Here is a 13,922-nt window from a genome sequence, read left to right on the forward strand (position 1 = left end):
CAGTATCAAGGGAGAAACACTATGTACTTGACGCCTCAGCACGTATTGCTTGCCGGAGCTACCGGTTTGACCGGTGAACACTTGCTTGACCGCCTGCTTAATGAACCCACGATTAACCGGGTATTGGCGCCCTCACGCCGGCCATTGGCCAAGCACCCCCACCTGGAAAACCCTGTCGGCGACCCGGCGGTGTTTCTGCCGCAACTCAACGGCCGCGTGGACATTGCCTACTGCTGCCTCGGCACAACCATCAAGCAGGCCGGCTCGGAACAGGCGTTCCGCGCCGTGGACCTGGACATGGTGGTGGCATTCGCCAAACGCGCCCGGGAGATGGGCGCTCGGCACCTGATCGTGGTCAGCGCGCTGGGAGCGGATCCGAAGTCATCGGTGTTCTATAACCGGGTCAAAGGCGAGATGGAACAAGCCTTGCGCGCGCAAGACTGGCCGCAATTGACTATCTGCCGCCCTTCTCTACTGCTGGGTGATCGAGTTGAGCCACGCCTGGCTGAAAAGGTCGTCGGGCCGTTATCCCGGCTGATTCCGGGCAAGTACCACGGGATCGAAGCCTGCCAACTGGCGCGGGCGATGTGGCGCCTGGCACTGGAAGAACAGGATGGGGTTCGGGTGGTTGAGTCGGATGAATTACGTAAGTTAGGTAAATAAGATCAAAAGATCGTCCGATCGCGGCCCGAGCCTTCGGCAACTCCTACGAAAAATGCGCAAATCCTGTAGGAGCTGCCGAAGGCTGCGATCTTTTGACTTTCACAATCCCCCGGTCGCCTGGAAACCCACGCCAATCACCGTCAACAACGACAACGGCAACAGCAGCGTATCCAGCAACGCACTCGCCGGCAGGTCTACGCCAGGGTAGCTGGGAGCCTCAGCGCCAAAGCGATCCATGGCGCAGCACCCGCCGTTCAAGGCATACAAGTCCAGACGAGTCCCCGAATAAACCACTGGCGCCCCGGGCTTGGCGGCATCCAGCGTGCGTGCCGTGGCACAGCCGCCCAGTTGCAGCGCGAGGACGATCAACAGCAGCTTATTCATCGCTGGTCAGATGGTGTTCGCCCCAACGCGGCAGCATGTCCTGGGGAATGTTCAGCAGGTTGAGAATCCGCGCCACGACAAAATCGATCAGGTCATCAATCGTCTGCGGCTGATGATAGAAGCCCGGCGATGCCGGCAGAATGGTCACGCCCATGTTCGACAGCTTGAGCATGTGCTCCAGATGAATGCTCGAATAAGGCGCTTCACGGGGCACCAGGATCAGCTGGCGACGCTCTTTCAAGGTGACATCGGCCGCCCGTTCGATCAGGTTGTTGCAGGCCCCGGTGGCGATGGCCGACAAAGTCCCGGTGGAACAGGGCACCACCACCATCGCCGCCGGAGCCCCGGAGCCCGAAGCGACCGGCGACATCCAGTCTTCCTTGCCATAGACGCGAATCTGCCCGGCGGCAGCGCCGGTGTATTCGGTCAGGAACGCCTGCATCATCTGGGTTTTCGGTGGTAGCGAAACGTCAGTCTCGGTGGCCATCACCAATTGCGCCGCCTTCGAGATCAGAAAGTGCACCTCGCGGTCTTCGCGCACCAGGCAGTCCAGCAGGCGCAAGCCGTATTGGGCGCCCGAAGCGCCGGTCATCGCCAGCGTGATGCGTTCCGGACCGTTGTTCATTGCAGCGCCTCGGCAAGTTTGCCGTGCAGGCCGCCGAAGCCGCCGTTGCTCATGATCACCACGTGAGTGCCGGGCTGGGCCTGGCTCTTCACGCGTTCGATGATGCCTTCCAGGGAATCACTGACAATCGACGGTACCGTGCACAGCGCGGCGGTCGCGCCCAGGTCCCAGCCAAGATTGGCCGGGGCATACCAGATCACCTGGTCGGCATCGACGACGCTTTCCGGCAGGCCATCACGGTGTGCGCCAAGTTTCATGGAGTTGGAACGCGGTTCGATGATCGCAATCAGCGGTGCGTCGCCGATTCGCTTGCGCAGGCCGTCGAGCGTCGTGGCGATAGCCGTCGGGTGGTGAGCGAAGTCGTCATAGATGGTGATGCCGCGAACTTCCGCCACTTTCTCCATCCGCCGCTTCACGCTTTTGAAGGCGCTCAGGGCTGCGATGCCCATGGACGGCACCACGCCGACATGTCGCGCCGCCGCCAGGGTTGCCAAGGCATTGGCAACGTTGTGCTGGCCTGTCATATCCCACTCCACCACGCCCTGGACCTTGTCTTCGAACATCACTTCGAATTTCGAGCCGTCTTCGCTGAGCAGCCTGGCCTGCCACTGGCCGCCGGCACCGGTGGTCTGCACAGGTGTCCAGCAACCCATGTCGATCACCCGGTGCAGGGCAGGCTCGGTAGTCGGATGGATCACCAGGCCTTCACTCGGGATGGTTCGGACCAAATGGTGAAACTGCCGTTCGATAGCCGGAAGATCCGGGAAGATGTCCGCATGATCGAACTCAAGGTTATTCAGGATCGCGGTGCGCGGACGGTAATGAACGAATTTGGAGCGCTTGTCGAAAAAGGCACTGTCGTATTCGTCTGCTTCGATGACGAAGAACGGCGTATCACCCAGACGCGCCGACACCGAGAAATTCTGCGGCACGCCGCCGATCAGGAAACCCGGGCTCATGCCCGCGTGTTCCAGCACCCAGGCGAGCATGCTGCTGGTAGTGGTCTTGCCATGGGTCCCGGCGACGGCCAGCACCCAGCGGCCTTGCAGCACATGGTCCGCCAGCCACTGCGGGCCGGAGACATACGGCAGGCCTTTGTTCAGGACGTATTCGACTGCCGGGTTACCGCGGGACATGGCGTTGCCAATCACCACCAGATCCGGAGCCGGGTCCAGTTGCGCGGGATCGTAACCCTGGGTCAACTCAATGCCCTGAGCCTCAAGCTGAGTGCTCATTGGCGGGTAGACGTTGGCATCGGAGCCCGTGACACGATGGCCCAGCTCTTTGGCCAGGACCGCCATCGAACCCATGAAAGTGCCGCAGATACCAAGAATATGAATGTGCATAGTCGACCTCGTAAAACATGGCCGCAGGTTAGCCTAGGGAGGCAAAATTCGCACCCTGTGTTTCAAGATCACCGCCTACCCTGTAGGAGCGAGCTTGCTCGCGAAAAACGTCAACGATGACGCGTGTATTCTGAATGAGCACATTGTTCTCTGGTTTTTCGCGAGCGAGCTCGCTCCTACAGGGATCGGCTTAGGCCGTGCTTGCGAAGTTTGCGATACAGCGTATTTCGGCTGACACCCAGCTGCTCGGCCGTGTGAGTCATGTGCCAGCGCGTTTGCTCCAGCGCATTGAGCAAGGCCAAACGCTCGGCATCCTCCAGCGGATGCTCCGATGGTGCGGGGGCAATATCCGTTTGCGGCAACGCCTGGCGAATCATTGCCGGCAAGTCCGCAAGACCGATCCGCCCGCCGTCGCACAACGCCGCCAAGGTGCGCAGCACATTGCGCAGTTGGCGCACATTACCCGGCCAGGCAAACCCGAGCAGCGCCTGGCGCGCAGGCTCTTCAATCAGCACAGCGTCCGAGCCGGCCTCCTCGGCCAGCAGGAAATCGAGCAACTGCGATTTATCGGAGCGTTCGCGCAGCGCCGGCAAGGCGACTTCGAGTCCATTGAGCCGGTAATACAAGTCTTCGCGGAAACTGCCGTCCTGCACCCGCCCCAGCAAGTTACGGTGAGTCGCACTGATGATGCGTACATCCACCGCCTCCGGTTCACCGCCGATCGGCACCACCTGGCGATCTTCCAGCACCCTGAGCAGGCGGGTTTGCAATGCCAGGGGCATGTCACCGATCTCATCCAGGAACAGGGTGCCGCCATCCGCCTGCTGTAGTTTGCCTCGCATGCCTTCCTTGCGCGCCCCGGTAAAACTGCCGCCGCGGTAGCCGAACAACTCACTTTCAATCAGGCTTTCGGGGATGGCCGCACAGTTGAGCGCGACGAATGCTTTTTCGCAGCGCTGGCTGGCGTTGTGCACAGCTTTGGCAAAAGCCTCCTTGCCCGAGCCCGTCTCGCCGTTGATCAGCAGCGGCACGTCACGCTCGAAGACTCGCAAGGACTTGCGAAAATCCTCCTGCAGCGACGTATCCCCCAGGCAAATGCCGGCAGGACGCGGTTGCTGCGGCGCTACCGGGCTCTTTACTAGTGGTGCCGCAACACTGCGCGATTGCCCGCGCAACAAGGCGAACAGGTTGCGCCCGTCACGGGTGCGCAGTGGCCAACTGGCGCTGGCATTGATACTTGCACGACCGAGCAGCTCGTCCAGCGAACAGTCGAAAAACGCCTCGACGGGCTTGCCGAGCAGCCCGCCGCGAATGTGCCCCAACAGATTCAGGGCGCTCTGGTTGACGGCGCTGATCCGCCCTTCCCCGTCAAATGCCAGCAAGCCTTCGCTGAACAGTCCGACGGATTCGGCTTGCAGGTGAAAGCGCAGCAGCCATTGATTATCGAAATAGCGCAGGAAATAACAGCTCTCGATCATCTTCGCCGAGAGGTTGACCAGGGCCATGGTGTGGAACTGGCTCTGGCGCGATACATCGTGGCGCGCCGAGGACACGTCGAGCACCGCCAGCAGCTCGCCATGCGGGTCGAACACGGGGCTCGCCGAACAGGTCAGGCCGGTGTGACGCCCGCGAAAATGTTCATCCTGGTGGATGGTCAGCGACTGACGCTCCACCAGGCAGGTGCCGATGCCATTGGTGCCTTCGCACGCTTCGCTCCAGTCGGCGCCCAGCCAGAGGCCGGCACGCTCGAAGATCTTGCGTTCGGCAGGCGCCGTGACACAGTTGAGAATCACCCCCCGGGCATCGGTCAGCAGCACGGCATGACCGGCGCCGGACAATTGCTGGTGCAGGCTGGTCATTTCAGTACCGGCGATATGCAGCACTTGCTGTAAGCGCTCGCGACTTTCCAGCACGCGGCCGTGCTCCAGCACCGTGGGCGCCATCGTCAGGGAAGGGTCAAGGTGATAATCCTCAAGACAACGCAGCCACGAACGGGCGATGGACGGATCACTGCCGGGGCCCTGCAGGTGGGATTTGCCCTGGGTGACGGTCATGACCTGCTGGGCATGACGGCTCAAATGGTTGTCTTGCATCTCTTATTATTCTCCCGAGAGGTCCTACGCGGTCCATCACGCCCACTGAGCATCCTCCAGGCTCCAGCGCATTGCAATGCTGGCAAGACTGCCCAGTCACAAGGTGTGGCAAATCCGGCACAAACTGTCACCCACGCTGTGCCGATACCGTCACAGCGCCCGCCCACCCGTCCGAGAAAAACCGCGCAACCCCTTGATTCCCCTGCCCTGCAAGGCAGTGGCCCAACCTTTGCTCTACGCTTATGGCAAGCGCACATGCGCCACTCCCTCAATAAGCATAAAAGCCAAGGAGAACCATCATGCGTTACGCTCACCCCGGTACTGAAGGCGCTATCGTTTCGTTCAAAAGCAAATACGGTAACTACATCGGCGGCGAGTTCGTCGCGCCTGTCAAAGGTCAGTACTTCACCAATACCTCGCCAGTCAATGGCCAACCCATCGCCGAATTCCCGCGTTCCACCGCCGAAGATATCGACAAGGCGCTGGACGCTGCACACGCCGCCGCTGACGCCTGGGGCAGCACTTCTGCCCAGGCCCGTTCGCTGGTACTGCTGAAAATTGCCGATCGTATCGAGCAGAACCTGGAAGTCCTGGCGATCACCGAATCGTGGGACAACGGCAAGGCCGTGCGCGAAACCCTGAATGCCGACATCCCGCTGGCGGCCGACCATTTCCGCTACTTCGCCGGTTGCCTGCGCGCCCAGGAAGGCAGCGCTGCCGAGATCGACGGCAACACCGTGGCCTATCACATCCATGAGCCCCTGGGCGTGGTCGGGCAGATCATCCCGTGGAACTTCCCGATCCTGATGGCCGCCTGGAAACTCGCCCCGGCGCTGGCCGCCGGTAACTGCGTAGTGCTCAAGCCAGCCGAGCAAACTCCACTGGGCATCACCGTGCTGATGGAGCTGATCGGCGACCTGCTGCCGCCGGGCGTGCTCAACGTCGTGCAAGGCTTCGGCAAAGAAGCCGGCGAAGCGCTCGCCACCAGCAAGCGCATCGCCAAGATCGCGTTCACCGGCTCGACCCCGGTGGGCTCGCACATCATGAAATGCGCCGCCGAAAATATCATCCCGTCCACCGTGGAGCTGGGCGGCAAGTCGCCGAACATCTTCTTCGCCGACATCATGGACGCTGAAGAAACTTTCATTGAAAAGGCCGCTGAAGGCCTGGTGCTGGCATTCTTCAACCAGGGCGAAGTCTGCACCTGCCCGTCCCGCGCACTGGTGCAGGAGTCGATCTACGACGACTTCATGAAAGTGGTGATGAAAAAAGTCCTGCAGATCAAGCGGGGCGACCCGCTGGACACCGACACCATGGTCGGCGCACAGGCGTCCGAGCAGCAATTCGACAAGATTCTTTCGTACCTGGAAATTGCCAAGGGCGAAGGCGCGGAGCTGCTGACCGGCGGCAAGGTGGAAAAACTCGAGGGCAACCTGGCGACCGGGTATTACATCCAGCCGACCCTGCTCAAGGGCACCAACAAAATGCGCGTGTTCCAGGAAGAAATCTTTGGCCCGGTGGTGAGCATCACCACCTTCAAGGACGAAGCCGAAGCCCTGGCCATCGCCAACGACACCGAGTTCGGCCTGGGTGCCGGCCTTTGGACCCGCGACATCAACCGCGCCTACCGCATGGGCCGCGCCATCAAGGCCGGTCGCGTATGGACCAACTGCTACCACCTGTACCCGGCGCACGCCGCGTTCGGCGGTTACAAAAAATCCGGCGTCGGTCGTGAAACCCACAAGATGATGCTCGACCACTATCAGCAGACCAAAAACCTGCTGGTGAGCTACGACATCAATCCGCTGGGCTTCTTCTAAAACTCGCAGCACTTGCTCCCCCTGTGGGAGCGAGCCTGCTCGCGATAGCGGTTCACCCTTTCAACGCATCAGTTGAATGATCCACCGCCATCGCGAGCAGGCTCACACCCCACAAGGCCCACCCAAAACAATAAGAATGGTGAACCCTATGCCTAGCGAATCCCCTTCGGGCGTCCCGGCGACCGGCTCTTCCGTGGACTTTGAAAAAGTCGACTCGCAATACTTCCAGCAACGTGAACTGAAAAAAGGCGCCGCCGGCTGGGTCCTGCTGGTCGGCCTCGGCGTGGCCTACGTCATTTCCGGCGATTACGCCGGGTGGAACTTCGGCCTCGCCCAAGGTGGCTGGGGTGGCATGTTCCTCGCCACATTGCTGATGGCCACCATGTACCTGTGCATGTGCTTTTCACTGGCCGAACTGTCTTCCATGATTCCTACCGCTGGTGGCGGTTACGGTTTCGCCCGCAGCGCATTCGGCCCCTGGGGCGGATTCCTGACCGGAACAGCGATTCTGATCGAGTACGCCATCGCACCCGCAGCGATCGCGGTGTTTATCGGCGCCTATTGCGAGTCATTGTTCGGCATTGGCGGCTGGATGATCTACCTGGCGTTCTACATCATCTTCATCGCCATCCACATCTTCGGTGTCGGTGAGGCCCTGAAGCTGATGTTTATCATCACCGCCGTTGCCGCGCTGGCCCTGGGCGTATTTCTGGTGGCGATGGTGCCGCACTTCAACGTCGCCAACCTGCTGGACATTCCCGTAACGGACGCCAAGGGCGCGAGCAGCTTCCTGCCCTTTGGTTACGTCGGCGTGTGGGCCGCGATCCCCTACGCGATCTGGTTCTTCCTCGCGGTCGAAGGTGTGCCGCTGGCGGCAGAAGAAACCAAGAACCCGAAACGCGACCTGCCCCGCGGCCTGATCGGCGCGATGCTGGTGCTGGTGAGCTTTGCCCTGCTGATCCTGGTCATCGGGCCCGGTGGTGCAGGTGCCAACGCGCTGCTTACCTCGGGCAACCCGCTGGTCGAAGCCTTGAGCAAAGCGTATGGCGGTTCGACCTGGATGGGCGGCTTCGTCAACCTGGTGGGCCTTGCAGGCCTGATCGCCAGCTTTTTCTCGATCATCTATGCCTATTCGCGGCAGATTTTCGCCCTGTCCCGCGCCGGCTACCTGCCGCGCAAACTGTCTGAAACCAATAAAAGCAAAGCACCGGTGCTGGCGCTGATCATTCCAGGGATTATCGGTTTCGGCCTGTCGCTGACCGGCCAGGGTGACCTGCTCATCCTCGTGGCCGTGTTCGGCGCGACCATTTCCTACGTCCTGATGATGGCCGCCCACATCACCCTGCGCATTCGCCGCCCCAAAATGGATCGGCCATACCGTACGCCGGGCGGCATCTTCACCTCCGGCGTAGCCCTGGTACTGGCCTGCATCGCGGTAGTGGCGGGCTTCCTGGTGGATCCGCGGGTGGTCATCGGCGCAGCGATCATCTATGGAGTGTTAATTGCTTACTTTGCGTTCTACAGTCGGCATCACTTGGTAGCAGGCACGCCCGAAGAAGAGTTCGCGGCGATTCAGGCCGCTGAAAAAGCCTTGCACTGACCGCCGCAAACCACGGCGCAGGCCCGGCCTGCGCCGTCACGGAGAATCTGTATGGCTAGTTTTGCTCACACCGTCGGCGCCCAGGTCTATCGGTTCGAAAGCCTCAAGGACGTCATGGCCAAGGCCAGCCCGGCACGCTCCGGGGACTTCCTGGCCGGCGTTGCCGCGCTCAACGACGGCGAGCGGGTGGCCGCGCAAATGGCGCTGGCCGACATCCCGCTGACCCACTTCCTGCAGGAAGTACTAATCCCCTATGAAGCCGACGAAGTCACCCGGCTGATCATCGACACCCACGACAAGCAGGCCTTCGCGGTGGTCAGCCACTTAACCGTCGGCGGTTTTCGCGACTGGCTGCTCAGCGACCACGCCGACGAACAGAGCCTGCGCGCCCTCGCACCTGGCCTGATCCCGGAAATGGTCGCTGCCGTGTCGAAGATCATGCGCGTACAGGACCTGGTGCTGGTCGCGCAGAAGATCCGCGTGGTCACCCGGTTCCGCGGCACGATGGGCTTGCGCGGCCGGCTCTCCACTCGCTTGCAGCCCAATCACCCCACCGACGAACCCGCCGGCATTGCCGCGAGCATTCTCGATGGCCTGCTGTATGGCAACGGCGACGCCATGATCGGGATCAACCCGGCCACCGACAGCATCGCCTCCATCTGCGCGATGCTGGAAATGCTCGATGCCATCATCCAGCGCTATGACATCCCGACCCAGGCTTGTGTGCTGACCCATGTCACGACCTCCATCGAAGCGGTCAATCGCGGAGTTCCCCTGGACCTGGTGTTCCAGTCCATCGCCGGCACCGAAGCGGCCAATGCCAGTTTCGGCATCAACCTCAATGTCCTGCAGGAAGGCTACGACGCCGGGCTAAGCCTGAATCGCGGCACTCTGGGGCAGAACCTGATGTATTTCGAGACCGGCCAGGGCAGTGCGTTGTCCGCCAACGCCCACCACGGGGTCGATCAACAGACTTGTGAAACCCGGGCCTACGCCGTTGCGCGACATTTCAAACCGTTCCTGGTGAACACGGTGGTCGGGTTTATCGGCCCCGAATACCTGTACAACGGCAAGCAAATCATCCGCGCCGGCCTCGAGGATCACTTCTGCGGCAAGCTGCTGGGCGTGCCCATGGGCTGCGACATCTGCTACACCAACCACGCTGAAGCCGACCAGGACGACATGGACACCCTGCTGACCTTGCTGGGCGTTGCCGGGATCAATTTCATCATGGGCATCCCCGGCTCCGACGACATCATGCTCAACTACCAGACCACCTCGTTCCATGACGCGCTCTATGCCCGGCAGACCCTGGGCCTGAAACCCGCGCCGGAATTCGAACAGTGGCTGGCCAGGATGGGCATCTTTACCCAGGCGGAAGGCAAGGTCCTCTTCGGCAACAACCTGCCCCCGGCTTTCCGCCAGGCCTTGGCGCAATTGGGATGAGTGTTGATATGGACAAACCACCTGTTGATCCGCAAAACCCCTGGCTGGAACTGCGCCGCCTGACACCGGCGCGGATCGCCCTCGGACGAACCGGCACCAGCATGCCCACCAGTGCCCAGCTGGACTTCCAGCTGGCCCACGCCCAGGCGCGGGACGCGGTGCATCTGCCGTTTGATCACGCCGCTATCAGTGCACAACTCGATCAACGCGCACGTCAAAGCCTGCTGCTGCGCAGTGCCGCCACCGACCGCCACAGCTATCTGCAACGCCCCGATCTGGGCCGGAAATTGAGCGACGAGTCGGCCCAGACCCTGCGCGACCACGCACAAGCCAACCCCGGCGGAGTGGACCTGGTCATCGTGGTGGCCGACGGCCTGTCGGCGCTGGCCGTGCATCGGCACACCCTGCCTTTCCTGGAGCGCATGGAAGAACAGATCCAGGCCGAAGGCTGGTCAGTGTCGCCGGTGATCCTGGTGGAACAGGGTCGAGTCGCCGTGGGTGACGAAATCGGCGAGCTGCTGGGCGCAAAGATGGTAGTCATCCTGATTGGCGAACGCCCCGGCCTCAGCTCGCCGGACAGCCTGGGGCTGTACTTCACCTACAACCCCAAGGTCGGACTGACCGATGCCTATCGCAACTGTATTTCCAACGTTCGTCTCGAGGGCTTGAGCTACGGCATGGCGGCCCATCGCTTGCTGTACCTGATGCGCGAGGCCTGTCGGCGGCAGTTATCCGGGGTCAATCTGAAGGATGAGGCCCAGGTGCAAACCCTCGAAGCGGACCCGGACGTTGAGATGAAAGGCAACTTCCTGCTCAGCCCGCCAGAAGCCTGAACCGTTTCCGCATTGCGTTTGGCCTGCGGTTTCAGGCAGGATCGACGCACGGCTGCCGAGTGAGAACCGTTCGCCGCCAGAGCACGTGAAGACAGCCACTTGAAGACGAGACCTATCGATGCGGATTATTCAAGCGACCCTCGAACACCTGGACATGCTGACCCCGTTATTCGTCAAATACCGCGAGTTCTATGGCTCCCTGCCTTATCCGGACTCATCCCGGGCGTTCCTCGAAAAACGCCTGCGTCGCAAGGAGTCGGTGATTTACCTGGCCGTATCCGATGACGACAGCAAGCTGATGGGCTTCTGCCAGCTGTACCCAAGCTTTTCTTCGCTGTCGCTCAAACGCGTGTGGATCCTGAACGACATCTACGTCGCCGAAGATGCCCGGCGCCAACTGGTGGCCGACAATCTGATCCGCACTGCGAAGAAGATGGCCAAGGACACCAACGCCGTGCGCATGCGCGTTTCCACCAGCAGTGATAACGAAGTCGCGCAGAAAACCTACGAGTCCATTGGCTTCAAGGAAGACACCGAGTTCAAGAACTACGTGCTGCCGATCAGCGACGAACTCTGAGCGGTACACCCGGAGCTCGAGACTGAGGGTGCACGCTCACCCTCTACTGAGGGAGCAAGCTCACCTTCTACTGTGGGAGCAAAGCTTGCTCGCGATAGCGGTGGCACATTCATCTCAGTTGCTGCATGACACACCAGATCGCGAGCAGCCCACACAAAACCCTGCCGAATACACCGCCGGTCTCCCCGACATCCCCCGCTACAAACTCAACGGGCTTTTCAGTTGTCAGCTCGTATAATGCCGACCTTTTCGGCTCGTAAGAAAAACTACATCCCCTTGTAGGCCTTTTCGCGCAGTCATTCGCACAGGCTTGCTGAGTCGGGCCGTCACCACAGGTGCTTTCCATGGATTTCAACCCGCTCGACCTTATCCTGCATCTCGACGTCTACCTCGATTTGCTGGTCAACAACTACGGGCCATGGATCTACGCCATTCTGTTCCTGGTGATCTTCTGCGAGACCGGCCTGGTGGTCATGCCGTTCCTGCCGGGCGATTCCCTGTTGTTCATCGCCGGTGCCGTAGCCGCCGGTGGCGGCATGGACCCGGTACTGCTGGGAGGCCTGTTGATGCTGGCGGCCATCCTCGGCGACAGCACCAACTACGTGATCGGACGAACGGCGGGCGAGCGCTTGTTCAGCAACCCCAACTCGAAAATCTTTCGTCGCGACTACTTGCAGCAGACCCACGACTTCTACGACAAGCACGGTGGCAAAACGGTAACCCTGGCGCGCTTCCTGCCGATCATCCGCACCTTCGCACCGTTCGTCGCCGGCGTCGCCCGGATGCCTTACCCGCGCTTCTTCTTTTTCAGCGTACTGGGCACCATCCTCTGGGTCGGCGGGCTGGTGACGCTGGGCTACTTCTTCGGCAACGTACCGTTCATCAAGACCAACCTGTCGTTGCTGGTGGTCGGCATCATCCTGCTGTCGCTGATTCCGATGATCATCGGCATCGTGCGCAGCCGCATGGGCGGCTCCAGCTCCAAAACCGCTCAACACTGACCGGTCATGTGGTCCCTGAGCGCCTGGCGGCGCCAGCGCATCCTGGCCAAGCACCCGATTGCCGACGACCTGTGGCAACGGGTGCGCCATCATTTGAGCTTCCTCGACGGCATCAGCGCCGAGGAAGACCAGTGGCTGCGTGAAGCCAGCGTGCTGTTCCTCGACGATAAACACCTGACCGCCCTGCCCGGCGTCGAATTGCACCAGGAACAGCGCCTGCTGTTGGCCGTCCAGGCGCAATTGCCGTTGCTGCACCTGGGTGACCTGAACTGGTATCAGGGTTTTCACGAGATCGTTCTGTACCCGGATGACTTCCTCAGCCCTCAGCGCCATCGCGACGCGAGCGGCGTCGAGCATGAGTGGGATGGCGAACACAGCGGTGAAGCCTGGCAGCAAGGCCCGATCATCCTCGCCTGGCCGGGCGTGATGGCCAGCGGCGGCTGGGAAGGCTACAACCTGGTCATCCACGAACTCGCGCACAAACTCGACATGCTCAACGGCGACGCCAACGGCCTGCCGCCGCTGCATGCCGACATGCGGGTCAGCGACTGGGCCCGGGTCATGCAGCAGGCGTACGACGACCTCGATGGGCAACTGGACCACGATCCCGACGCCCAGACCGCCATTGACCCGTACGCCGCAGAGAATCCCGCGGAGTTCTTTGCCGTCACCAGCGAATACTTCTTCAGCGCCCCGGATTTGCTGCACGAGGCGTATCCTCAGGTCTACGAGCAACTGAAGCTGTTTTACCGGCAGGACCCGCTCGCCCGGCTACGGCAACTTCAAGCCGAAGACCCGGTCTATCAGGCACACGACTAAGGTCTCTACGACCCTTGGTACGTGGCATCGACGGCGGAATATGCCTATAATCGCCGCCACTTTTTGGTCAATCCGGCCAAGTGTTTTTGGTCAACTAACGGGGGCACCGCCCAATGAGCTACAGCAAGATTCCGGCTGGCAAAGACCTGCCGAACGACATCTACGTCGCGATCGAGATTCCGGCCAACCACGCGCCGATCAAGTACGAAATCGACAAAGACAGCGATTGCCTGTTCGTTGACCGTTTCATGGCCACCCCGATGTTCTACCCGGCCAACTACGGTTTCATCCCGAACACCCTGGCTGACGACGGTGACCCCCTCGACGTGCTGGTCGTAACCCCTTACCCGGTTGCCCCAGGCTCGGTGATCCGCGCTCGTCCGGTCGGCATCCTGCACATGACCGACGACGGCGGCGGCGATGCCAAAGTCATCGCAGTCCCGCACGACAAGCTGTCCCAGCTGTACGTCGACGTGAAGGAATACACCGATCTGCCAGCCCTGCTGCTGGAACAGATCAAGCACTTCTTCGAGAACTACAAAGACCTCGAAAAAGGCAAATGGGTGAAGATCGAAGGTTGGGGCGACGCAGAAGCAGCCCGCACCGAGATCATGAAGTCGGTTGCGGCCTATAAAGGCTAAAGAAGCCGCTTCAAGCGTCAAGCTTGCAGCTTCACGAAAAACCCCGGAGATCCGGGGTTTTTTGTGGGCGCTGA

The 13,922-nt window shown here is 61.1% G+C and carries 13 protein-coding genes; 9 read left to right on the forward strand and 4 right to left on the reverse strand.

Annotated features, from left to right (window positions below):
- The first annotated feature begins 21 nt into the window (after positions 1-21).
- Complete coding sequence (locus AAEZ05_RS11795) at positions 22-663, forward strand: oxidoreductase (RefSeq protein ID WP_045061513.1); 642 nt, start codon at positions 22-24, stop codon at positions 661-663.
- 99 nt (positions 664-762) lie between these two features.
- Here AAEZ05_RS11795 and AAEZ05_RS11800 read toward each other — a convergent pair whose 3' ends face one another.
- The 4 genes from AAEZ05_RS11800 to AAEZ05_RS11815 all read right to left on the reverse strand — a co-directional run bounded on the left by AAEZ05_RS11800 (position 763) and on the right by AAEZ05_RS11815 (position 5,111).
- Positions 763-1,047, reverse strand: a complete 285-nt coding sequence (locus tag AAEZ05_RS11800; RefSeq protein WP_045061514.1) for a YceK/YidQ family lipoprotein — start codon at positions 1,045-1,047, stop codon at positions 763-765.
- Complete coding sequence (gene ubiX / locus AAEZ05_RS11805) at positions 1,040-1,672, reverse strand: flavin prenyltransferase UbiX (protein ID WP_045061515.1); 633 nt, start codon at positions 1,670-1,672, stop codon at positions 1,040-1,042. The genes AAEZ05_RS11800 and ubiX overlap by 8 nt, the downstream gene beginning before the upstream one ends.
- The gene (gene mpl, locus AAEZ05_RS11810) at positions 1,669-3,018 is read right to left on the reverse strand and encodes a UDP-N-acetylmuramate:L-alanyl-gamma-D-glutamyl-meso-diaminopimelate ligase (protein WP_045061516.1); all 1,350 of its coding nucleotides are present in this window, start codon (positions 3,016-3,018) and stop codon (positions 1,669-1,671) included. Before mpl ends, ubiX begins: the two co-directional genes overlap by 4 nt.
- A gap of 176 nt (positions 3,019-3,194) precedes the next feature.
- Complete coding sequence (locus tag AAEZ05_RS11815) at positions 3,195-5,111, reverse strand: sigma-54-dependent Fis family transcriptional regulator (RefSeq protein ID WP_045061517.1); 1,917 nt, start codon at positions 5,109-5,111, stop codon at positions 3,195-3,197.
- A 299-nt stretch (positions 5,112-5,410) separates the two neighbouring features.
- On the opposite strand from AAEZ05_RS11815, the gene exaC reads away from it, so the two are divergent.
- The 8 genes from exaC to ppa all read left to right on the forward strand — a co-directional run bounded on the left by exaC (position 5,411) and on the right by ppa (position 13,848).
- Positions 5,411-6,931 carry an acetaldehyde dehydrogenase ExaC gene (gene exaC, locus AAEZ05_RS11820; protein ID WP_045061518.1) on the forward strand — a complete coding sequence of 507 codons (1,521 nt, stop codon included), beginning with the start codon at positions 5,411-5,413 and terminating at the stop codon, positions 6,929-6,931.
- A 148-nt stretch (positions 6,932-7,079) separates the two neighbouring features.
- The gene (gene eat / locus AAEZ05_RS11825) at positions 7,080-8,531 is read left to right on the forward strand and encodes an ethanolamine permease (protein WP_045061519.1); all 1,452 of its coding nucleotides are present in this window, start codon (positions 7,080-7,082) and stop codon (positions 8,529-8,531) included.
- A gap of 51 nt (positions 8,532-8,582) precedes the next feature.
- A complete protein-coding gene (locus AAEZ05_RS11830) occupies positions 8,583-9,977 on the forward strand; it encodes an ethanolamine ammonia-lyase subunit EutB (RefSeq protein WP_045061520.1) in 1,395 nt (464 codons plus the stop codon).
- An 8-nt stretch (positions 9,978-9,985) separates the two neighbouring features.
- Positions 9,986-10,810: an ethanolamine ammonia-lyase subunit EutC gene (eutC, locus tag AAEZ05_RS11835; protein WP_045061521.1), complete on the forward strand. Its 825-nt coding sequence runs from the start codon at positions 9,986-9,988 to the stop codon at positions 10,808-10,810.
- A gap of 118 nt (positions 10,811-10,928) precedes the next feature.
- Complete coding sequence (locus AAEZ05_RS11840) at positions 10,929-11,387, forward strand: GNAT family N-acetyltransferase (RefSeq protein WP_045061522.1); 459 nt, start codon at positions 10,929-10,931, stop codon at positions 11,385-11,387.
- Positions 11,388-11,731: 344 nt separating this feature from the next.
- Positions 11,732-12,388 carry a DedA family protein gene (locus AAEZ05_RS11845; protein WP_045061523.1) on the forward strand — a complete coding sequence of 219 codons (657 nt, stop codon included), beginning with the start codon at positions 11,732-11,734 and terminating at the stop codon, positions 12,386-12,388.
- A 6-nt stretch (positions 12,389-12,394) separates the two neighbouring features.
- Positions 12,395-13,207: a M90 family metallopeptidase gene (locus AAEZ05_RS11850; protein ID WP_045061524.1), complete on the forward strand. Its 813-nt coding sequence runs from the start codon at positions 12,395-12,397 to the stop codon at positions 13,205-13,207.
- A gap of 113 nt (positions 13,208-13,320) precedes the next feature.
- Positions 13,321-13,848: an inorganic diphosphatase gene (ppa, locus tag AAEZ05_RS11855; protein ID WP_045061525.1), complete on the forward strand. Its 528-nt coding sequence runs from the start codon at positions 13,321-13,323 to the stop codon at positions 13,846-13,848.
- Positions 13,849-13,922 lie beyond the last annotated feature (74 nt).

The sequence above is a fragment of the Pseudomonas sp. HY13-MNA-CIBAN-0226 genome (assembly GCF_040310305.1).
GTDB lineage: Bacteria > Pseudomonadota > Gammaproteobacteria > Pseudomonadales > Pseudomonadaceae > Aquipseudomonas > Aquipseudomonas gregormendelii.

Bases quoted from the DNA above. Each gene is read 5' to 3' on its own strand.
- AAEZ05_RS11815 (WP_045061517.1), bottom strand. From the start codon at position 5,111: ATGCAAGACAACCATTTGAGCCGTCATGCCCAGCAGGTCATGACCGTC.
- ppa (WP_045061525.1), top strand. From the start codon at position 13,321: ATGAGCTACAGCAAGATTCCGGCTGGCAAAGACCTGCCGAACGACATC.
- AAEZ05_RS11840 (WP_045061522.1), top strand. From the start codon at position 10,929: ATGCGGATTATTCAAGCGACCCTCGAACACCTGGACATGCTGACCCCG.
- AAEZ05_RS11845 (WP_045061523.1), top strand. From the start codon at position 11,732: ATGGATTTCAACCCGCTCGACCTTATCCTGCATCTCGACGTCTACCTC.
- AAEZ05_RS11795 (WP_045061513.1), top strand. From the start codon at position 22: ATGTACTTGACGCCTCAGCACGTATTGCTTGCCGGAGCTACCGGTTTG.
- mpl (WP_045061516.1), bottom strand. From the start codon at position 3,018: ATGCACATTCATATTCTTGGTATCTGCGGCACTTTCATGGGTTCGATG.
- exaC (WP_045061518.1), top strand. From the start codon at position 5,411: ATGCGTTACGCTCACCCCGGTACTGAAGGCGCTATCGTTTCGTTCAAA.
- AAEZ05_RS11830 (WP_045061520.1), top strand. From the start codon at position 8,583: ATGGCTAGTTTTGCTCACACCGTCGGCGCCCAGGTCTATCGGTTCGAA.
- eat (WP_045061519.1), top strand. From the start codon at position 7,080: ATGCCTAGCGAATCCCCTTCGGGCGTCCCGGCGACCGGCTCTTCCGTG.
- ubiX (WP_045061515.1), bottom strand. From the start codon at position 1,672: ATGAACAACGGTCCGGAACGCATCACGCTGGCGATGACCGGCGCTTCG.
- AAEZ05_RS11800 (WP_045061514.1), bottom strand. From the start codon at position 1,047: ATGAATAAGCTGCTGTTGATCGTCCTCGCGCTGCAACTGGGCGGCTGT.
- eutC (WP_045061521.1), top strand. From the start codon at position 9,986: ATGGACAAACCACCTGTTGATCCGCAAAACCCCTGGCTGGAACTGCGC.
- AAEZ05_RS11850 (WP_045061524.1), top strand. From the start codon at position 12,395: ATGTGGTCCCTGAGCGCCTGGCGGCGCCAGCGCATCCTGGCCAAGCAC.